General features: G+C 39.7%; 16 protein-coding genes. 9 read left to right on the top strand and 7 right to left on the bottom strand.

Annotation, left to right across the window (positions count from 1 at the left end; translation table 11 throughout):
- Positions 1-62: 62 nt before the first annotated feature.
- Complete coding sequence (locus tag BIZ38_RS01355; protein WP_054553546.1) at positions 63-419, top strand: winged helix-turn-helix transcriptional regulator; 357 nt, start codon at positions 63-65, stop codon at positions 417-419.
- A gap of 29 nt (positions 420-448) precedes the next feature.
- Here the strand turns inward: BIZ38_RS01355 and BIZ38_RS01360 are convergent, their stop codons facing one another.
- Both BIZ38_RS01360 and BIZ38_RS01365 read right to left on the bottom strand, forming a co-directional pair.
- Entirely contained in the window at positions 449-1,510 is a 1,062-nt protein-coding gene (locus BIZ38_RS01360) for a fatty acid desaturase family protein (protein ID WP_054553550.1), read from the bottom strand.
- Positions 1,507-2,550, bottom strand: a complete 1,044-nt coding sequence (locus tag BIZ38_RS01365; protein ID WP_187489360.1) for a flavin reductase family protein — start codon at positions 2,548-2,550, stop codon at positions 1,507-1,509. The genes BIZ38_RS01360 and BIZ38_RS01365 overlap by 4 nt, the downstream gene beginning before the upstream one ends.
- 323 nt (positions 2,551-2,873) lie before the next feature.
- Here BIZ38_RS01365 and BIZ38_RS01370 point away from each other — a divergent pair, with 323 nt between their 5' ends.
- From BIZ38_RS01370 to BIZ38_RS01385, 4 genes are all read left to right on the top strand, one after another.
- Complete coding sequence (locus tag BIZ38_RS01370; protein WP_187489361.1) at positions 2,874-4,988, top strand: EAL domain-containing protein; 2,115 nt, start codon at positions 2,874-2,876, stop codon at positions 4,986-4,988.
- A gap of 87 nt (positions 4,989-5,075) precedes the next feature.
- The gene (locus tag BIZ38_RS01375; RefSeq protein WP_054553551.1) at positions 5,076-6,344 is read left to right on the top strand and encodes a PotD/PotF family extracellular solute-binding protein; all 1,269 of its coding nucleotides are present in this window, start codon (positions 5,076-5,078) and stop codon (positions 6,342-6,344) included.
- Between the two features lie 9 nt (positions 6,345-6,353).
- A complete protein-coding gene (locus tag BIZ38_RS01380) occupies positions 6,354-8,615 on the top strand; it encodes an ATP-binding protein (RefSeq protein WP_138601930.1) in 2,262 nt (753 codons plus the stop codon).
- 17 nt (positions 8,616-8,632) lie between these two features.
- Positions 8,633-12,097: an ATP-binding protein gene (locus BIZ38_RS01385; RefSeq protein ID WP_187489362.1), complete on the top strand. Its 3,465-nt coding sequence runs from the start codon at positions 8,633-8,635 to the stop codon at positions 12,095-12,097.
- Positions 12,098-12,393: 296 nt separating this feature from the next.
- Here the strand turns inward: BIZ38_RS01385 and BIZ38_RS01390 are convergent, their stop codons facing one another.
- From BIZ38_RS01390 to exbB, 5 genes are read right to left on the bottom strand one after another with little or no spacing between them, the layout of a single operon-like run.
- Positions 12,394-12,831, bottom strand: coding sequence for a YbaN family protein (locus BIZ38_RS01390; protein WP_228482483.1), 438 nt, complete (start codon positions 12,829-12,831; stop codon positions 12,394-12,396).
- The gene (locus BIZ38_RS01395; RefSeq protein ID WP_187489363.1) at positions 12,824-13,429 is read right to left on the bottom strand and encodes a biliverdin-producing heme oxygenase; all 606 of its coding nucleotides are present in this window, start codon (positions 13,427-13,429) and stop codon (positions 12,824-12,826) included. The genes BIZ38_RS01390 and BIZ38_RS01395 overlap by 8 nt, the downstream gene beginning before the upstream one ends.
- A 23-nt stretch (positions 13,430-13,452) precedes the next feature.
- Positions 13,453-14,307, bottom strand: coding sequence for an energy transducer TonB (locus tag BIZ38_RS01400; protein ID WP_187489364.1), 855 nt, complete (start codon positions 14,305-14,307; stop codon positions 13,453-13,455).
- A complete protein-coding gene (locus BIZ38_RS01405; RefSeq protein ID WP_054553556.1) occupies positions 14,307-14,738 on the bottom strand; it encodes a biopolymer transporter ExbD in 432 nt (143 codons plus the stop codon). Before BIZ38_RS01405 ends, BIZ38_RS01400 begins: the two co-directional genes overlap by 1 nt.
- Before the next feature lie 4 nt (positions 14,739-14,742).
- Positions 14,743-15,615, bottom strand: coding sequence for a tonB-system energizer ExbB (exbB, locus tag BIZ38_RS01410; protein ID WP_212751476.1), 873 nt, complete (start codon positions 15,613-15,615; stop codon positions 14,743-14,745).
- Positions 15,616-15,901: 286 nt separating this feature from the next.
- Here exbB and BIZ38_RS01415 point away from each other — a divergent pair, with 286 nt between their 5' ends.
- The 4 genes from BIZ38_RS01415 to BIZ38_RS01430 all read left to right on the top strand — a co-directional run bounded on the left by BIZ38_RS01415 (position 15,902) and on the right by BIZ38_RS01430 (position 21,947).
- Positions 15,902-16,405 (top strand): sigma-70 family RNA polymerase sigma factor, encoded by a 504-nt coding sequence (locus BIZ38_RS01415; protein ID WP_200909101.1) that lies wholly within the window; start codon positions 15,902-15,904, stop codon positions 16,403-16,405.
- Positions 16,406-16,411: 6 nt separating this feature from the next.
- A complete protein-coding gene (locus BIZ38_RS01420; RefSeq protein ID WP_138599164.1) occupies positions 16,412-17,377 on the top strand; it encodes a FecR family protein in 966 nt (321 codons plus the stop codon).
- Positions 17,378-17,478: 101 nt separating this feature from the next.
- Positions 17,479-19,983 (top strand): TonB-dependent receptor, encoded by a 2,505-nt coding sequence (locus BIZ38_RS01425; RefSeq protein WP_187489365.1) that lies wholly within the window; start codon positions 17,479-17,481, stop codon positions 19,981-19,983.
- Positions 19,984-20,000: 17 nt separating this feature from the next.
- On the top strand, positions 20,001-21,947 hold the full coding sequence (locus BIZ38_RS01430) for a choice-of-anchor tandem repeat GloVer-containing protein (RefSeq protein ID WP_187489366.1): 1,947 nt from the start codon (positions 20,001-20,003) through the stop codon (positions 21,945-21,947).

The raw sequence follows: 21,947 nt of genomic DNA on the forward strand, positions 1-21,947 counted from the left end.
ACCTAGATTATTTAATCAACCAGTCACCTTTTTGTAACTAGGCTGAAAAATGCGAGGATGTTTTGGAAAGTTCAGTAGAAACAGATAGTAAGGGTAGAAAAAAAGTTTTAAATGCTTGCATGGAACCCTGTGCAATTGAAAAAGGCATGCGTTTGATTGGCGGTAAATGGACGGGATCTATTATCTATCATTTAAAAGATGGCCCTGTGCGTTTTAATGATTTAACGCGCATGCTCGGTGGCGCAAGTAAAAAGATGATAGACCAACGTCTAAAAGAGCTTGAAAGTAGAGCGATGATCACCCGTCATGTTATTAGCACGCGCCCGATAGCGGTGACCTATGAGCTTACTGACTTTGGCCGCTCAGCACTGCATATACTCGATGAGTTAAGAGTTTGGTCTGAATCAAATGAGATTTAACGCCAGCGTTATGCACTGGCGTTTATCAATTACGGAAAAGAATAGCGCACAATTCGTTTTACGACAGAAAAGTACTGGCGAAAGAAGCCGCCGGTATTGTAGTGGATGCCGTGCTCTTTAAAGATAGCTTGCACCTTAGGGGCAATTTCGCGGTAGCGTTTTGCGGGTAAATCTGGGAATAAGTGATGCTCTATTTGATAGCTCAAGTGCCCAGTCATTACATGAAACAGGTTACCCCCTTTGATATTTGATGAGCCTAACGCTTGGCGGTAATACCACTGGCCTTGTGATTCATTTTCGCAGTCTTGTTGGTTAAATGTTTCTACTTCACCGGTAAAGTGCCCACAAAAGATAATGGTTGAGGTCCACAGGTTACGTAATAAATTAGCGGCAAGGTTGCCCGTTAAAACCCACAAAAATAAAGGCCCAGCAAGCATTGGAAAGAGCAGATAGTCTTTCACTAGCTGGCGTGCACCCTTACTAAAAAAGCGCTTTTTCAGTTCGCTGTGCGATACTTTGTAATCACGGTCATCTTTTTTCTTGCCAAAAAATACGCGCTCGGCTGCCATTTCATGGTACGACACACCCCATTGGAACAGCACACTGAGTAATAGGTAAGTGACAAATTGCCACAGGTTTTTTATCCGCCAACGAAAGTCATTCGATAAGCGCAGTAATCCATAACCGAAGTCGCGATCTTTACCAATAATATTGGTATAGGTGTGGTGCTCGTAGTTGTGAACGCGGTTCCAGCTAGCCCCATCGCACGCTATATCCCACTCGTAAGACCTTGAATTTATGTATTTATCATTCATCCAATCGTATTGGCCATGCATCACATTGTGGCCAATTTCCATGTTATCGAGGATTTTTGCAGTGGCTAAACTAAGCACACCCACGAGCCATAAAACAGGCTGAATAAAGCCTAGCATTAATAGAATTCGGCCACTCCATTCAAACACTCGCTGGCAAACAATAACGCGGCGAATGTATTTCGCGTCTTGCTCACCGAGTTTTGATTTTACATCTGCTTTAACGCTATCGAGTTGAGCTGCTAATTTTTCATAATTGACTGTTTTTGTTGTGTTCATGCTGATAACTCCACGTCACTGACTGGTTGCGATATACAAAGTTGAATTAACTGCTCTGAGCTATCAGAGAGCTCACCGGTGCGAATATCACGTACGACGCCTTGCTTTTTAACGCATTGGCATTGATGGCAAATTCCCATACCACAGCCAACTGTTACAGGTTGCTTATTCGCTTGTAAGTGGGTCAGTAAGGTTTGTTGGTTATCAATCGTGAATGTTTTGCCCTGATGAGTGAGTGTTAATTCGTGCTTATCAGAGGTTGCTAAAACAGCAGGGACTGCACTGAAATGCTCACTGTCTATCGGCGTATTTAATTGCTTAGCTAAAGCGGCTGCTTGCTTATACAAAGCAGCAGGGCCGCACACTAACCAGTGTTTATGCGCATTTGTTGTCAGCCATGTCGTCGCATCACCGTCTTTGCCGCGCTCAAGTAAGTGATAATCAAAATTGCTCAGTGATTGCTTTAATTGCTCAAGCTCATCTTTAAGCCAGTGGCTGTTCGGCTTTGCATAGTAAAGCAGGGTTATAGTGTGTTTGCTATCTGCAGGTAAAGATTTAAGCATGGCTATGAATGGCGTAATGCCTGAGCCACCGGCAAGCATGATTAAAGATCGCGCGGTATTTGGCATAACAAACTGGCCTTTAGCCTCAGAAATATTAAGCCATTGCCCTGTTCTCAAGTTTGTAAGCTTAGACGTAAATGCGCCGATTTCTTGGCTGCGGATCAATAAACGAATTTGTCGCTGCTGCCTTGCCAATTGTGGTTCGCTTGCGATGGTAAACACGCGCGTAAGCAATCGTCCATTTGTTTGAATTGTTAACGCAATGTGCTGGCCTGCTTGATGAACTGGCCATGCTTTTTCTGGCTCAATAATCAACTCAACGCTTTGTTCAGCAAACACCTGTACATGTTTTACTTGTGCACGAAAGTAGCCTTCGCGCCAGCCTGGTTTAAAGCACTGAACCACCGGCTCCCAGTATCCTGCCCATGACTGATGATGCAATAAATGTTTTGATAATGAATTTAATAACGCTCTCATTTTTCGCCTTTGGCTTACAAGTGTACGCTCACTTTGCGCACAAGTGTAAGCTGAAATGTGATAATTGCAAGTCTAATTTGAGTAATTATTCTAAAAAGCAGTTGACCAAGGCTTTTAAAAGCGGCATCGAAGCAAGACTATTTAGAGTAAGGCCAAGCAAAGCGCTCCTTTAGCTAGTTAAAAGGAATTGGCTTTGGCTTAGAAAGTTAAAGCAGTTAATGAAAATGAATTTAATTTTAATTTTTCTAATGAAAAAGTGTTGCCGCTTTTTTGATTTTCGAACTATGTTTAATCAGGTACAAATACGTAGTAGAGGGAAAGAAATGGTCGATAATTGCACTATTCTTATCATTGATGATGAAGAGATTAACACTTTACAACTTGAACACGCACTAGAAGATGTTGGTAACATAATCACCTTAAACGACAGTACCCAAGCACTAGAGTTAATCCATAAAGCAAAGCCTGATGTTTTGCTACTTGATTTAGAAATGCCAAAAATTAGTGGCTTTGATATTTTACAAGAACTTCAATTCAACCCAGAGTTTGAACAGCTACGAATTATTGTTATTACTTCACATGGTGATCCACAAATTGAAGAATCAGCATTATCTTTAGGCGCAATTGATTTTATTTCTAAACCTCTGAACTTAAAGTTATGTCGATTGCGAATAGAAAATCACGTTAAAGTTAAAGCGCAAGAGAACATTTTACAAAATACCCAAGCTGCTTTATTTGCTGAAAAAGAGCATTTACGTATCACGATTGATTCGATAGCAGACGGCGTTATTTCAACGGATCAACATGCCCAAATTACTTATATGAACCCTGTAGCGCAAAGGCTTACGGGCTGGTCTCAAACTGCTGCAAAGGGTCGTCATATTGAAGAGGTGATGAAATTAGCTGACTCCACAACAAAAACACCTTCAATAAACCCACTTACTGTTGCTCTAAAGGAAAACCGCCCTGTGGCGATGGCAATAAACACGCAACTAACGAGTAAACAAGGGGTTGAACACCGAGTTGAAGATAGCGCAGCACCAATTTTAAATGAAAAAAAACAACAATGCGGTGCTGTTATGGTTTTTCAAGATGTTAGTGAAACGCTCGCTATGTCGGTTCAAATGACATACTTGTCACATCATGATCAACTAACCTCACTACCAAACCGCGTATTACTGCATGATAGATTAACTCAAGGTATTGCCAGAGCCTCTTTTAATGACACTAAGCTAAGTTTATTACTGCTCGATTTGGACAAATTTAAGTTTATAAATGATGCGTTAGGCCATCATATTGGAGACGAAATTATTGCTCATATTGGCCACTCTTTAGATTGCTTTGCTTGTAACGATATTACAGTTGCACGTGTCGGGGGGGATGAATTTGCGCTTGTTGTCCCTCATGAGTCACATTCTTTGAGTCTAGAGCCTTTGATAAATCAAGTGCTTAATGTAATTAGTAAGCCATTTCGCTCTGGTGGCGAACAACATATTCTTTCTGCAAGCTTAGGCATAAGTGTTTACCCTGATGATGCTAATTGTGTTGAAGAAATGCTTCGCCATGCAGACTCCGCTATGTATAAGGCAAAGAACGAAGCGGCAAATAGTTATTGCTATTTCAGCACAGACTTACAGGTTGAAATGAATAAACGCCTTGATGTAGGTAATAAGTTAAGAAAAGCCCTCGAAAATAACGCCCTTGATGTGCACTATCAACCTAAATACGATTTACGTAGTGGCGAAATGGTTGGCGTAGAAAGTTTAGTTCGTTTAAGTGATGATGAGGGCGGGTTTATATCACCACTGAATTTTATTGAGTATGCTGAAGAAACGGGCTTAATTTTTAGGTTAGGCGAGCAAGTTTTAGAAAAAAGCTGTATTAGTGCAAAACGCTGGTTAGATGCAGGTGTGCCGACAAAAGTGGCCGTAAATATTTCCGCTAAACAGTTTACCGACTCAAAGCTTGTAGACACAGTCGCGATGATTTTAGAGAAAACTCAGCTACCGAGTAAATATTTAGAGTTAGAAGTGACAGAGTCAGCGCTAATTGAAAACTATGAGTATGCGGTCAACCAACTTAAATTAATTGCCAAAATGAAAGTAAGTATTGCCCTTGATGATTTTGGTACAGGGTATTCTAGCTTGTCGTATCTAAGGCTGTTTCCTTTAAATGTATTGAAGATAGATCAGTCATTTGTACGTGATATGCTAACTGATTCGCAAGCGCTTGATATTGTTTCAACGATTATTGAACTTGCGCACTCTCTTCATCTTCAAATTGTTGCTGAAGGAATAGAAACGGCTGAGCAAAAAAACAAACTAGATGAGCTGGGCTGTGCCACAGGGCAAGGCTACTTGCTTGGTAAGCCAATGAATTATGAAAGCCTAACGCAATTGCTTTTACCTTCATTGCACAATAACGACCAGTATGTTTGAGCTTAAGATTATCTTTTGTATGTCTTTTGAATCAATTTTTGAAATTTATTCTACACTTTAAAAACTATAAATTCGTTGGAACTTCAAATGACTAACTCAGTTGATCGTCGGCGTTTTCTTAAAGGTTTAGGAGCTGGCGCGGCCGTCTCTACTCTTGCATTTAAAGCACCTTATGTTTTTGCTAAAAATAAAGTCACATTAAGGGTGCTTGGCACACATGTTACATTGCAAGAAGAACTCAGAAGCAGGGCAATGCGTGAATTAGGCATTAACCTAGAGTTTACGCCAATGGGAAGCGCCGCCGTTTTACAAAAAGCAGCAGCAAATCCAAGTTCATTTGATTTGTACGAACAATGGTCAGACTCAATTAATATTTTATGGCAAGCGGGGGCAATTCAGCCTATCGATATAGATAGGCTTGTTTATTGGGATGAAATAAACCCATTAACAAAAACCGGAAAAATAGTCCCTGAAGCTAAGCTTGGCGCGGGCGACTCTCCTAATAAACTGCTTTATGTTCAAGACGACGGTACGCTATCGCAAACTCCGAGCAAAGCAATTAGCTTTATGCCTTATGTTCATAATGTTGACTCATTCGGATACAACACCCAAGTGATAGAGCAAGGGATCCCTTATCAAACTGAATCATGGGCTTGGTTACTTGATGAAAAACACAAAGGAAAAGTTGCGTTAGTAAACGCCCCTACAATAGGTATCTTTGATGCGGCCCTTGCTGCGCAGGGTCAGGGACTAATGACTTTTAATGACATGGGCGATATGAGTATTGCCGAAATTGATCAACTTTTTGCTATTTTATTAGAAAAAAAACGACAAGGGCATTTTTCTGGCTTTTGGACATCGGTTCCACAATCGGTGGACTTTATGAAAACAAAACGAGTAAACATCCAAAGTATGTTCTCGCCAGGGGTGAGTGCGTGTCGTGGAGCAGGCATTCCCGTGGTTTATGCATCTCCAAAAGAAGGCTACCGAGCTTGGCATGGTGTTATGTGCTTATCAGCCAATACACAAGGGCATGTAAAAGATGCAGCATACGATTATATGAATTGGTGGTTATCTGGTTATCCTGGAGCTTTTATCGCAAGGCAAGGGTACTACATTTCAAACCCAGAGCGAAGCCAGCCCTTAATGTCAAAGCCGGAGTGGAGTTATTGGTATGAGGGTAAAGAAGCCGTTGTAGATTTACGCGGTACCGATGAAAAGGTATCTGTAAAAGCGGGTCAAAAGCGTGATGGTGGTAGCTATATTCAGCGATTTTCAAATATCGCAGTATGGAATACTGTGATGCCTAATTACGATTACAGCTTAGATAAATGGTTTGAATTGTTAAATTCATAAGGGCTTAGATTGCTTAACATCTTTTCTAAATCAATTGCTGCAAAGATGTCGCTGGCGCTGCTGCTATTACTTTTAGCATTGAGTGCTAGTTTTTTTGTAATGGATAAGCGATTAAAAACCATAGAAACGGCATTTGTAGAGATTAGCCGTATCAGTAATTATGCGGTGAGTATCTTAAGAATAAATAAAGACATTGTAGAGATGCAGCGTGATATTTCTGTGTACGGCAACTCAGGGAGTAAGTCTGTTTTTAATAAAATAGAAGATAACTTTCAAAGTATAAAAAAACGTTTAGGTAATATAAATTTTAATCAAAATGAAGCAAACAGTCAGGTTTACTTAGATTCGATGTCTGAGCTTTTGAGTCGATACGATGAGAACCTAGCTGTACTTACAAAACGCTATGAGGCCAGGGCACATTTAACCTATCAGGTGTTACCAAGTATCTACACTAATGCGATAGCAGAACTTGAAACTTTGAAATCAAATAGCATCAATACAGAAGATAAATTAAGTATCGCAGAGCTCACTAATCTATGGCATTCAATGCATCACGATGCGTATCAATTTTTATCGAAGAAAGACTATTCAAAAAGGGCTAAAGTGAATACTACACTGCGCTTGCTTAATCAAAAACTACAAGTGCTTCAAGGTCCTGCGATAACACTCGATAAAATGTCCCAGTTTACAGCTAATTATCAGCAGCAATTCTCTAAAAGTATTCAAGCTAACCGTCATTACTTAAGTTTAGTCAATGTGGTTATGGCAGGTGATGCTATCGAATTTAGTACCTTATCAAACCAGCTAAGAGAGCTTTCTTTATCGAGATTAAAACAAATTAAATCGGAGGCTGAAAAAACAGTTTCAAATTCTGAGCGTATTTTAAAGCTCCTTGCGATCGGTGTTGTTATTTATATTGTGGCTTTTGCAATTGCGTTTCATTTGCAAATTTCGCATGCAATTAAGCGCCTTACCGTTAGTTTTAAATACTTTTTGAGTGGTGACCTTTCGGCCAAAATTTATGATTTAAATCGCAAAGATGAAATTGGTGTTTTAGCGAATGCAGCAGAACGATTCAGGGTTTTAAGTAAAGACCTTGCAGATGCAAAGCAATCAGCTGAGCGTACAGCGAAAGTAAAATCTGAATTCTTAGCAAATATGAGTCATGAGATCAGAACTCCTATGAATGGTGTTTTAGGTATGGCTCGGCAGCTAAGTCGCACACCATTATCGGCAGAGCAAGCAAAGATGCTCAATATCATTAAATCATCAGGTGCAAGTTTACTGGTTATTATTAACGATATTTTAGATTTGAGTAAAATTGAGGCTGCTAAAGTAGAGCTTGAGTCAGGTCCAATTGAATTAAGCTCCTTGTTGAACGAGTTAACGCATTTATTTTCGCAACAAGCTGAAAATAAAGGTATTGAGTTATTTATTACGACAACGCCAGAGCTCACCGACTTTATATTTTTAGGTGATGAAACTCGGCTCAAACAAGTACTCATTAATTTATTAGGCAATGCAATTAAGTTCACTCATCGTGGTAGCGTGTTACTCAACGTCATTATTGAAGAAGTAGTGAATGATGAGTTTAAAGTAACTTTTAGTGTATCTGACACGGGTATTGGTATTGCCAATGAACAGCTAGATTCTTTGTTTGACGCTTTCTCTCAAGCAGATGCTTCTATTACTCGTCGCTTCGGTGGCACTGGGCTTGGCCTGACTATCTCAAGCAAGTTGTTACATTTGATGAATTCGTCATTAAAAGTAGAAAGTGAACCAGATAAAGGCTCTATGTTTTATTTTGAGCTTAATGTTACCCGAACATTCATAACCCCTGCTATTAGTGAAAGCCTTCTTGAAGAGAGTAGTGAAAAGTCCGTTGATTTTTCCCATGTAACTGCACTGGTGGTTGAAGACAATGATATTAACCAAGTGGTAATCGAGTCTATGTTGGCTGAGTTTAATATAAAGTCGATCAGTTTAGCTGATGATGGGGAACAGGCCATAGCACAGTGTGAAATAGGGGCGTTTGATATTATTTTTATGGATATGCAAATGCCGGTATTGGGTGGCCCTGAGGCAACATTGAAAATTAGAAAACTACCTGCCTATAAGCACACACCCATAGTGGCATTAACCGCAAATGTGCTTGCAGCAGACAAACAGCGATGCTTTGAAGCGGGTATGAACGACTTTATTGGCAAGCCAATTAAGTTCGAAAACTTAAAACGTGTTTTGGTTAAGTGGTGTTCTCAGCATCACCAATAAACTAACAAGGAAGCAATGTGAACAGTCTTAATATAGATAATAAAAGCACAATGTCATCTAAAACGTTTTTGTTATTTGTTTCATTAATTTTTAGCGTTTTTGCTGCCATCGCTGTCTACTTTTTCGAGGGGCATGTTAAACGGGATGCGTTAAACTCAATTGATCAAGAGTTTACAGAAACAAACCAGCGTTTAAAGAAAATACTCACATCTTCAATATTGCAGTCGAAATCTGATTTACGATTTTTATATTCAACGCCCCCTATAGCTGGCCTACCTCGGGCTCATTTTAATGATGGAATTGACCCCTACGATGGTACAACCTATCAGCAATGGAAGGAGCGGCTTGAAACCATTTTTATAGGCTTTATGGAGAACAACCTTGCGGTTGAACAGCTGCGCATAATAGCTGTGAGCGCAGAAGGAAAAGAGTTAATTCGTGTGCAACGTGTTGGCGCTTCAGTAGAAGCTGTACCTGACTATTCTTTACAAGCGAAAAGCGCAGAACCTTATTTTTTGCCAAGTTCATTATTAGAAGTGAACCAAATATACATGTCGCCTATGTCGCTAAACAAAGAGTTTGGCGAGGTAGTGTTTCCTTACAAACCCATGTTGCGTTTTTCTATACCCATATACAGTGATAAAGGAAAGCGTTTTGCTTTTTTAATCATGAATGTAAATGCCACCCCATTAATACAGAAGCTAAAAGAAACTATTTTTGATTATTCTCAGTTAGTGATCAGCAGTTCAGAGGGAGATTTTATTTATCACCCTTATGAAGGGTATCAATTTACGAGAGACTTAGATCCGTCTATTACATGGCAGTCAGTGTACGATCAGCCTGTTCAGCACCAAAAGTTATATTTAGTCACTGCAACTTCACCAACAACTCGGCAGTTTTATGTTCATTCAGAAAAAGTACAAACAAGACCAGGTAAAAGTTATGGCTTTATCAATTTTAATCTTTTAGTGGCTAAGCAATACGTTGATAAAGTAATAAATGAAAAGCGGGTCATGACCTATAGCTTATTAATTTTGATAATTCTTTTTACGGGGGTATTACTGTTAACGTTTTACCGAAACGCAAACCGGAGCCAGTTACTAGCAGAGGCTAGAAGAGAAGCGTCTGCTATCGTTGAAGGGTCGATAGATGCCATTGTTGGTTTAAATCTAGAAGGTAAATTGACAAGTTTAAATAAAACAGCTGAAAACCTATTAATGTTGGCAAGTTCGATGTCGATAGGAAAAGCGAGTAAAGATATTGATTTTTTGGCCCGATTACCTATTCCTGATTACATTGCGGATATTCAAAACTCAAAAACACAAATCAAAGATGAATGCAGTATTTCTGAAAACGGTGTGGTGAATTATTTCGCCATTTCGGTCAGCCCTGTTTTTTCGGATCAGCGCGTTTTAATCGGGGTTGCATTGATTATTAGAGATATTAGCAAAGAACAAGAAGCTGCGAATAAAGTTAAACGTTTAAATTCGGAGCTTGAGGCAAAAGTAAGGCAAAGAACTCAAGCACTTGCTGAAGCTAAAGATGAAGCAATAAAGCACAGCGATATCAAAAGCGCATTTATATCTAATATCAGTCATGAACTACGCACGCCATTAAATGGAGTGATTGGCACGTTGAATATTTTAAAACGTCAAACATTGCCCGATAATGCCCGTAAGCTTGTAGATATGATGGAGTTAAGTGCTTCAAATTTAAGGCTATTAATAAATGATATTTTAGATTTATCTAAAATTGAGTCGGGTAAACTCGATTTAAACATTCAAAAAATCAAACCTCAATTACTGATCGAAAGTTTAGTCGAGTCATGCTCTGTGAGGGCTTTTGATAAAGGTCTTGATGTTTATTTAGATACGAGCGGGCTGGCTTGTTACGAAGTTAAGACTGATCCACTTAGGCTTACTCAGATCATTAATAATTTGATTAGTAATGCGATTAAGTTTACAGAGCAAGGCTTTATCAAAGTAACGGCATCATCTGAGCAGGTTTCTAATACGGAGCATACCTTAAAAATTACCGTGCAAGATACGGGGATAGGAATAGAGTTAAATACTCAACGTCATTTATTTGATGCATTTCAACAAGCTAATAGTTCTATAGCCGACAACTATGGCGGAACAGGGCTTGGTTTATCAATATGCAAACAGCTGTGTAATATAATGAATGGTGATATTGCAGTTAATTCTGCAATTAATGAAGGGAGCGCATTTAGCTTTTACATTAAGGTTGGGAGTAGCCAAGCCCCTAAACCAGATGTTTCAGACTATTATAATCATAAACGTATTTTATTGATTAGTAACAACTCGCAATGCCATGATGTGATGCAAAAGTTACTAAAAGTATATGGGGCTGATGTTAAAGTTAGCGACATAAACACACTTGCTGATGAACATACAAGCAATGTTGATTATGTTTTTATTGATTATGAAAGTATTCAAGCGATAAACCCTCAATCACTGGTAAATAGCCTCGCGAATACATTCGAACAAGGCCGTATAATTTTACTGCATCTACCAACTAACCCCCTTCCAAAGGCGCTCGATACAAAAGTTACATCCCTTAATAAACCAATTACACAAACTAATTTATTGAGAGTTGCAGGTTTTGAAGTATCAGAAAATGAGCCACTTTATTTGCTGAGTGAAAACAGAACGACAGAAAATGACATAACAGCAGATGTTTTAACCCAACTTAAAGGCTGCCGAATATTAATTGTGGATGACAATGATATAAATATTGAAGTTGCACTTGGCGCCTTAGATGGATTGCCTATAGAGGTTATTACTGCTCAAAATGGTCAAGAAGCGCTGGAAATTTTATTAAATTCTAAAGCGAGTAACGAAGTTATTCATTGTATTTTAATGGACTGCCAAATGCCGGTTCTCAATGGTTATGAAGTGTGTGAAAAAATCCGAGCCGCAGAGGCTGGTCAGTACTATGCACAAATTCCCATCATAGCAATGACGGCAAGTGCTATGGCTGGTGAGAAGGAAAAGTGTATTGCAGTTGGTATGAGTGATTATGTTAGTAAACCTATCCAAGCTCACGAAGTTCAGTCAAAAGTTGTTAAGTGGTCTTTATCGAATTACGAGGGAGATTCGCTTAGTACTGAACAAAGTAATTTAGAGCCTCTTTGGGATCGTGAGCAAGCATTGGTTAGACTTTTAAATAAAGAAGCCTTATTAATCAAAATATGCGAGATGTTCATTACTAAAGCGCCGCTAAGGCTTAAAGAATTGCAAAGCCAAATTAATGCTAAAGATAGTGAGCAAGTTCGTCAGGTTGCACATGCCTTAAAGGGGATGTGCGGAGAAATAAGTGCCAGTCACTTGAGAAGTTTATTCGCTGACGTTGAAAAAAAAGCGAGCGAAGGCAATTTAAACCTTGAGAAAACTATTATAGAAATAGAGCAAATACTTACCCAGCTTATTACTGATATCACTCAATGGTTAGAAGAAAATTAGTTTATATTTCATTCAAAGAGCAATTTAAAAATAAACACAATTTTACGATATCGAATTATACCAATTCGCTTAATAAAGTGGTCTATTTTGAGGCAATAAAACCTCGTTGATAACAAGGCAAAAATTTCTTTATTCAGTTGTGCTCGGCAATTGCCTCTTGATTGCTCTACCTTCTGCATCCATGCGCTCGTAAAGCAGAAATTTTTAACGCAGATCGTGGGTTTAATCCCTGAAAATGATTAAGTATTATTGCAGATTAGTATTAGCTGTAACTTTAAACAGCTAACGTGAGTTTCTTACTCAGCTGCAACCGGCCTTGATAAGACATACCAAGCTGACAATAGCATGAACAAAGCGACTGCTGTTGTAAGCGGCCATGATGGTGACGCACCAAGATAAAATAATATGAAGCCTACTGCCATTCCCACACAGGCAATGCATTTAACTTTACGCGAAATCGCGCCATATTGTTGCCAGTTTCTTAATGTTGGCCCGTAATGGCGATGATTTAAAAGCCAGGCTTCGAACCGCGATGAAGAGCGCCCAAAGCAATAAACAGCAACAATTAAAAAAACAGTCGTAGGCATCACGGGGAGAATCGCACCTATAATTCCAAGCCCTGTAAAAATTAAACCTGTGAGAAAGAATAGTGCCTTGAGTACTTTGGAACCTTCAGTCATTCCGTGTGTATTTTTTATTTTGTTGCTGCTCATTTTTATTTTTGGCTTATGCAAATGTTTTATCGACTAGCTCACGAACAAACGAAAATGCTTGTTGAGCAGCAATAAGCGCATTTTTTCTTTGTAAATCATCAAGCTCTATTTTATTGATTGAATTAGAAAACTGTTGCCATGCAGCACCGCGGCCTTGCTCGGCTGGTGCTAAATGTCTAGCGCCAAATGTCTCTGATAAATCAATACGTTTGGCGGCTTTTAATAAATATTCTGCACCGAGGTTTGAGCCTTCAACTACATACAGCCACGCTAAGCCTTGTTCAAATGAGAATGTGTGCTTATCAGCGTATTGCTTACGAATTTCATCGGCCTGCTGCTTAAATGATAAATCGCATAAATCATCGTACACAGCATCTAAGCGCTGCATACCTGCAAGCCCTGCAATGCAATCTTGAAACCTTTTATCATGATATAAAGGGGCGACCGTAATATGAAATGCTAGCTGTACTTGTAAAAACAATGCATAGCGTTCAATGTTTGAAAAAGGCCTTTTAGTCATAATCGCTTTATCTAAACCATCATGAATAGAAGTTGTTTCTGCTTTAAACTGGGCTGTTAAAGTGTTCTCTTTAATTGTTTCCATATCCAATGAAGACATGATTAACTCCGTGTAGCTAATATTTAATTTATAAAAAATTCAACAGGTAAGGTGAGCGTTAATGTAGTACCTGTTATTTCGTCTGGGGGTAAGGGTAATGGTTCTGCGCGTTTGACCAGAGCAAGTACCTCTTCATCAAGGGATGACACACCGCTTGCTCTAAATAAAGAGACTGCAATTACTTGGCCTTCTCGATCCATTGTAAATTTGACCCAAGGTACGCCTTGCTGACGTTTCAGTTTTGCCATTCGAGGATAGCGTTTACGTCTTTCAAGGTGAGCTGATAATTGCATTTGCCAGCGCTGCTTAGCCTCAGCTTGTTGCTTGCTAAATACATTACTTACTGGGCCTGTACGCTGTTCTGCTGGGGCTGCATCAATTGATTTTGGTGCAGTTGTCTGTGCAACAGCGCTGTCGTTCTGGGAATTTTGTTTTGTCTGTTCAACTTTCTCTTTAACAGGCTTAGCGTCATCAACAGCTGTTTCTTGCACTTTTTCAACTTTAGCTACTTTGGGTTTTTTAGTTACTTTAGGCTTTGTAATTTTAATTTCAGACTGCTTGGCGATAAGCTCTGGTTGCTCGACTTTTGGTTGTTCTTTTGGTTTGGGTTTAGGCTTACTCTCAGCTGAGGATTGACTTGCCATCTGTTGTTCAGGCCCCTCAGGTAGTGCATTTTTGGGTACTTTAGGTGCGGCTACCATACTAATGACGACGGCATCAGGCATTGCGGCATTTGCCGTTTGTGTTATTGCAACTGCTGGGCTCATAATAAAGTAAGCTGCAACCAATAGATGAACAACTAATACTGTTGAAATACAGAGTAACTGTAATTTACGATAGCCTGTTCTAAGCGTTGGCTGGCCAGCTATCATGCTCATTACTGCTGACTCGCTTGTGTTTTTTCTAGCCCAACTAACGCAATGTTCTTATAGCCTGCTTTAGAAAGAATATTCAGCAAATCAACAAAGTCCCCGTAATCCACACTGCGATCTGCGCGGATCAAAATTGCGTGCTCATGAGTGATTTTTTGCTGCAATAACGCTTCAACTAGTTCGGTTTTCGCGACAGACTGCTTTTCACCAATAACCAAAGACAAATCTTTTTGTAATGTAAGGTAAGTTGGTTTTTGTTCAGAGGCTTTCGTTTCAGAATCAATACTGGGTAGTTCAACAGGCACGCTAACTGTTGCTAATGGTGCAGCAACCATAAAAATAATCAGTAAAACCAACATAACATCAATAAACGGCGTGACATTAATGTCATGTTGTTCAACTAGTTCTTCATCATCTTGTTGTAAGTTAAAAGACACGGCTTTATTTCCCTGCAGCTTTGATTTGCTGATAGTCAATTAACTGCTCTAGTGGTTTTGCTTGAGAATCTTTTGCTGATAAATCTCGGCTAAGGATTGTCATTATGACAGTCACCGTGTCTAACAATTGCGATTTATAGGCTGTTATAGAGCGTGAAAAATAGTTGTACATTACAACTGCGGGTATTGCTGCAACTAAACCAAGAGCTGTTGCAAGTAATGCTTCAGCTATGCCTGGCGCGACAACAGCAAGGTTGGTTGTTTGTGTTTTGGCGATGCTAATAAAGCTATTCATAATCCCCCAAACAGTACCAAACAAACCAACAAATGGAGCAACAGAACCAATGGTTGCTAAAACCCCCGTTCCTTTGTTCATATCTGCAGATAGCTCGGCTTTTACCCTATCTAATCGAGCTGCAACACGCTCTTTTAATGCATCACTTGTCGTTGCGTTATTACTACTTAAGTTAAGCTCATGTAGGCAAGCTTGAATTAATAGTTTTGCCGTACTTGGCTCTTGAGTTAAACCTTGTTCTGCCATTTTTAAGTTATGACTATTTAATAGTTTGACTAATAAAGCCCTGCCTTCACGTTTACTTTTATTAAGATAAATAAGCTTCGCGATAAAAATACCCCAACACACAATTGAAGCTAGTAGTAGGCCAATCATAACGGTTTTAACAATCACATCGGCCGCTAAATACATACCCCAAGGCGACAGATCATGACTAACAAAAGCTGCGCTATCGGCTAATTGTGGGTTATCTAATTTAGTTACTTGGCTTACTATTTCATTTACTGGGTCTTGCTCAGATGAATAACTATGCCCGGAAAAAAAGCCAACAAGAGCCACAAAAAGCACTACTCCAAATTTCATTAAACCTACTCCAGCCAACTGACAAAAATGGCGAAAAAAATAAACGTCATATTTAATAAGACGCACCAAAATCATTTTCCCGTAATAAAAATTAAAATTTTTTGTCGACGGCGGGCATTTGCCTTAAGCGATTCGTTGTAATTCTCTGATTGAATGGAATGTTTTGAAAAGAGATTAGCCAAAAGTAGTAATTATCATATTTTAAACAACAAACTTGCCTTGAATAAATAACAATGATACGGTAATGATAATTGTTATCATTTGCCGTTGTTGGTAGGGAACCGCAGTGCTTAATTACACCGGTATGGATCTATTTGTTCGCGACAATCAATTTTGGTTATTAAGGTTTTTACAGAAGAAACTTAACCTTCATTGCCATCATGATGCACAAGACCTTTCACAAGACACATTTATTCGTGCTCTGACTTCGTCAATTGATTTATTTGAAGTGAAAGAACCCCGTGCTTACCTTGCTACAATTGCAAATCGTTTAATTATCGATAAAGCAAGACGTAAACGCATTGAGCAAGCCTACCTTGAAGCTCAGTTAGAGTCTTCACAAGAATATGCCCCTTCGTGTGAAGAAGTGCATGAAATGATTCAAAAACTAGAGGCGTTATCGCGCTTGCTTGAAGGGTTAGCAGATAAACCAAGGCGCGCATTCTTAATGGCAAGGTTAGATGGTCTGAAGTATCAAGAAATTGCTCAGGAACTGAATATATCGGTGAGTATGGTGCAAAAATATATCGCTCAAACATTGCTTCATTGTCACAGTCAATTACTCGATTAAGCCATAATGTCCGTACAGTACCCAGACTACAAATCTAAGCTTGAACAAGCCGCAAATTGGTGTGTCTTACTCAATTCTGACAACTTCACCGATGCCGATATTCAAGCCCATAGTCAGTGGCTCAAAGCCGATCCTGAAAATCAAAAAGCTTACTCAGAATTGCAAGCACTGTGGCGCGAATTTGACAGCACTGATAACAGCCATTTTGATTCGAAAATCCTCAATAGGGTACTAGATAAAGATAAGCCTAAGTCTAATCATTTTGCTAAATCGGTCGTTTTATCGGCACTTTTTGTCGGGTTTGGTCTCATAGCCAGTCATGTAGGTCTAACAGGAATCAGTTCTGATTATTACACTCTAAAAGGGGAGCAAAAAACTGTTGAGCTTAAAGATGGCTCCATACTGACTCTCAACGCGCAAACCCAAGTGGATATAGAATTTAGTTCTAAGCAACGATTGATTAAGTTGAATCAGGGAGAGATACATTTAGTGGCAAAAACTAATTCAAGTTGGCCATTAGTGGTGGAGACAGATAAAGCAACGGCAACAGCCTTGGGGACACAATTTACTGTTAAACGCCACGAACAAGATACCTTTGTCGTTGTGAGTGAATCAAAAGTAGAGCTGTGCTATTTACCTGCTCAAAAATGTGTCGTAGGTAAGGAAGGTCAAGCAATGTCAGTGGCTAATAGTCACCTCATTGGGCCAACAGCTGCAAACCCCGATATAGAATTAGCATGGTTAAATAATAGGTTAGTTGCTAATAATATGAGTTTAGCTAGGTTATTAAGTTTGCTTGAGCCTCATTATCAAGGCGTGTTTATTTACAACCAATCCGCACTTGAACATATCCGAGTTTCAGGTGTTTACCCAACAGACAATATTGCTATGGCGCTACAGATGATAGCGTCAGAACCCGCGGTGACCCATACCTCTGTCGCTAAGTATTTTGAATATATCTCATTGAAATAAAATAAGTTATAAAATTATTTTCATTAATTAATAAATTTTATTACTGCTTTTTGATTTTGCTGCGTCCTATTAATAGCTCTAAAAAATAATGAGAACTATTTATGTTAAAAGGCCGCTTATCGCGTTTAATTTTTACAGTCTTGCTATGCCTGCAATTTACATTTTCTGCAAAGGTGTTAGCGGATCAAGCCCACCAACTTGATATACCTCAAGGTAGTTTGGCTGAGGCACTTAATACATTTGCCCTCCAAACAGGCATCTTGCTGCAGTTTGATCCTAAGCAAGTTGGCGATCTGCAATCAACTGGTCTAAAAGGGGAATTCGAACTTGATACAGGATTCCAACAGCTTCTCTTAGGGACTGGCTTGTATGCCGAGAAAACGGCTAATGGAAGTTATGTTATACGTGTACTCTTAGCCCAATCAAATGGTGATATTTTACTCGATACCTTAGAAGTTCAGGCTACATCTAATAAACGTATAGAAATTTATCAATCAGCCTCTTCAAATACTCAACTTGATCAAGCTCAGCTTCAACGTATTGCCCCACGTGATACATCAGATATTTTCTATAACGTTTCAGGTGTTACCACTTCCCAAACTCGGCAGGAGCCTGGGGTTGCAGTAAATGTTCGTGGCTTACAAGATTTTGGTCGAGTTAATGTGATGATTGACGGAGCTAGGCAGAACTTCAAACGAAGTGGTCATGGTGCCAATGGGATGGTTTATTTAGATCCTCAATTACTGTCGAGTGTCGAAATTGCAAAGGGACCAGTAGGCGAAAGTGGTGGTGCTGGCGCGATTGCTGGTGTTGTAAATTTTAAAACGCTTGAATTTGATGATTTGGCGGCTCCCGGTAAAGATCATGGTACTAAGCTAGCCATTTCATCTGGCAACAATGCCTATCACATGCAAGGCTTATTAGCGTCTACTGTGCGTGTGGGAAAAGATCTAGAACTTGTTGCTGCAGTAGGGCATAAGAATGTTGGCCGTTTTAAGCCAGGCCAACATGGTGGTAATGCTGATTCTAGTAATTACTTTAGCGCAATGAGTAACTTTACCGAGCAAGATAACTGGTCATCATTACTCAAAGCTGATTACACAATAAATAAAGAGCAGTCAGTAAAACTTAGCTATATCGGCTTTTATGGCAACTTTGAAGAAGGCTCAACGACATCAGTAGATGCAGAGCCCGAAAGTAGCAGTTCACTTAATAACGATACGATTAAATTAGATTACACATGGGCTGCAAACTCAAATTACCTCAATCTTAATGCCAGTGTTTATTACAACCGCACTCAAATGCGTCAGCATGTTTATGAAATGGGAGAAAGCAGCAACCCCTACGGCGAGTTTAAATTGCAATATGAAACCAACACCCTAGGTATGGTTGTTGATAATCTTGCCTTTTTTAGTCTCAAGCATGATTGGTTAACTCAACATGAGTCATTGTTATTAGTTACTTTAGGCGGCGAGTATTTTAAAGACTGGACAGAGCCTCAAGCAATACAGCAAACGCCAGGAACTGGCGACCCATCTTGGTTTACAGGTGCAACCCCTGAAGGTGATCGCTCTCTAGGCAGTGCTTATATTCAAACTGAGTGGCAATACGGCGAGCATTTTTCTTTTGAATCAGGTTTGCGCTATGAGCAATTTTCACTGCAAGGAGGTGGAGAAATATACTCTGGTTACATTCTTAACCCTCCCGGAGTTTCGCCTAGTCGCACTTTGATCTATACCGACTTTGACGTTGACCGGCATGAAAATTACCTTTCACCAAATATGCGTTTAGCCTATCGCTTTAACGATAAAATACAAGGCTACTTAAGTTCAGCTCAGGCAGTCAGGCCGCCTGAAATCACAGAAACCTTATTATTTGGTGCTCATGTTGGTAACTCTTTCCCTTTTTACCCAAACCCTGGACTTGAAGCTGAAGAAGCTTGGAATAATGAAATTGGTCTTAATTTTGAGTTGCTTGATATAGCCAAAGGCCACGATTTATTCATTAAAACAGCATGGTTCGAAAATACCATCGATAACTTTATTGTCCAAGGTCGCGTGATGAGACCTACTTCTATTGATGACAGTGGAATGACATTGAGTTATGTCAATTTACAAGATGAAATCCGTTTTGATGGCCTTGAACTGCAAGCTGATTATGAATCAAAAAGGCTATTTGCTGAGCTTAATTACACCAAAATGAATGTTGACCTTGGCAAGGGAGGCTATGATCCATTTCCTCTAGGCAGCCAAGTAGGTTATCCAGAAACAAGTATGGGTCAAGCTGGATCGGGAAGCTTGAACTATATCCCTCCACCAAAACACAGTGGTGCATTGACCCTAGGCTTAAAGTTATTTGAAGACACTTTAAAGTTAGGCGCTCGAATGCGTTACGAAGATAACGACGGTCGTGGTGGCAGCGCTTATGAAGACGTTGTTGACTGGCAAGTTTATGACTTTTGGTTGGAATATCAATTTACATCACAGTTTAAATTACGTATGTCGGTCGACAACCTGACCGATCTCAATTATGCCGAAGCAAATGGTACTTCATATTGGATTGCGCCTGGGCGCACCGCCACTGCTCAATTAACCGCAACATTTTAAATAATAAAGGAATAAAAATGCGACATACCTTTAAGCTAGCCCTTATTACCAGTGCATTATTTAGCGCAAATCTTGCAAGTGCAGCTGAAATTAACCTACAACAATTACATGCATTTGGTACACCGCCGACCATTATGATGGGCGGCGATAAAGGCATGATGCCTGCAAAACCACCGACATTAAATACCCATAATGGTAAATTAATAGGTACTTTTCTTTCTGGTGGTGGTAGTGACTTTGCCACGCTAACGCAGTCGGGTATTTATAGCTTCACTCCCCAATTAACTGAAGGCGAGTTAACCGACTACACCACATATATAAACGAAGTAAATAACGACACGCTAGCCTTTGTAACGAATATCGTGGTTGATAGTCAGGGAGTTGTTTACGGTGGCGCAAACAGAGCATTATTCAAATGGAGTGAAGGCGAAGTAATAGAGGATGCACTATCGCATTTGGATCTCTCTAGTATTAATGGCGGAGACTTCCGAGTACAAGGCTTGATGACGATAGATGCACAAGACAACATCTATTTTGCCGCTTATGAACGAGGTAGTGATTATAGTGCATTACTGCGCCTTAATAGTGAAGGTGAAATCGCTGTACTGATTGACTTTAGCCGTGATGAATATAAACAAGGCAATATTTTTACTAAAGGTGAAGCGCCTGCCTCACTGATATACAGTGAACAAGATAATGCGATTTATGGCCTTGCACATAAATCTTCAAAGTCTGATGGAGCAGGCAGTACCGAAGGCTTAGAAGATGGCGACTTCCCAAGCGGCACCCTGTTTAAGCTAGATTTAACCAATGTTAAAACGGATGGCAGCTCAGAAGTACAAATTTTAAAAACCTTTTCTAATAACCTACATGGTCTTATCGATGACCATACCTTAGCAACCAACTCGTTAGTAGAAAGCGGTGATTGGTTATACGGAACGTCAGCTAAAACAGTATGGCGTGCCCACAAAACCAATTTAGACGCATTTACCGTGTTACATACATTTGGTTCAGAACAAGATGAAGCAGAAACAAACCTAAATGGTAAAACGCCAGCGGGCCCACTTGTAGTTGCAGCAGATGGAAACATTTACGGTACAACAACCGCCGGAGGCAGTGACGATAATTCAGGTGTGCTATTTCGTATTAACCTAAGTACAGATGCACGTGACCTTGATAAAGAGCAAGACAATTTTCAGCTTGTACTCCACTTTGCAGATCAAGCCTCACCTTTACCAGTAGGTTTAACTGCTGGTGCGCTAGTGAATGGCGAACAAATTATTTACGGTGCCACCAATGGCGACGCGGTAAACGACACAGGAAGCGTATATCAATTCACTGTAAAAGAGCATGCCTTGGAGTTTAATACTCAAACCACTGAAATAACTTTAGGAGAGAGTGTTGAAGTCAACTGGCAGTCAACCAACTTAAGCCAATGTACTGCCAGTGGCGATTGGCAAGGTGCAAAAGAAGCCAGTGGTACTGAATCAATTGAGCCAAGCTCTGAGGGTGAAAAATCTTATTTATTAAGTTGCCAAGACACTGACCAAAAAACACATGTTCAGTTAGTTAATGTGGTTGTAAATCCAAAACCAGAGCTGAACTTTACTTCTTCAGTTACCGAAATCACCTTAGGAGAAAGCGTAGAGTTAAATTGGCAAACATCTAACTTAAGCCAATGTACGGCTAGTGGTGACTGGGAAGGTGCAAAAGAAACCAGTGGTACCGAAACTATCGAGCCAAGCACTGATGGCAACAAATCATACATTCTAACTTGCCAAGATAACGACCAAACTGACTATGTTCAAACTTTGGATATTTTAGTTAATCCTGCACCAGAACCAGAACCAGAACCAGAACCAGAACCAGAAGATAATAGCAGCAGTGGTGGGGCATTTGGCGGTGTAATCTTGGCTCTTGGCTTATTAGTTGGTAGACGCTTTCGTAACAAAATTAAAAGCTAA

It is taken from the genome of Pseudoalteromonas sp. BZK2 (assembly GCF_014349195.1).
Lineage (GTDB): Bacteria > Pseudomonadota > Gammaproteobacteria > Enterobacterales > Alteromonadaceae > Pseudoalteromonas > Pseudoalteromonas simplex.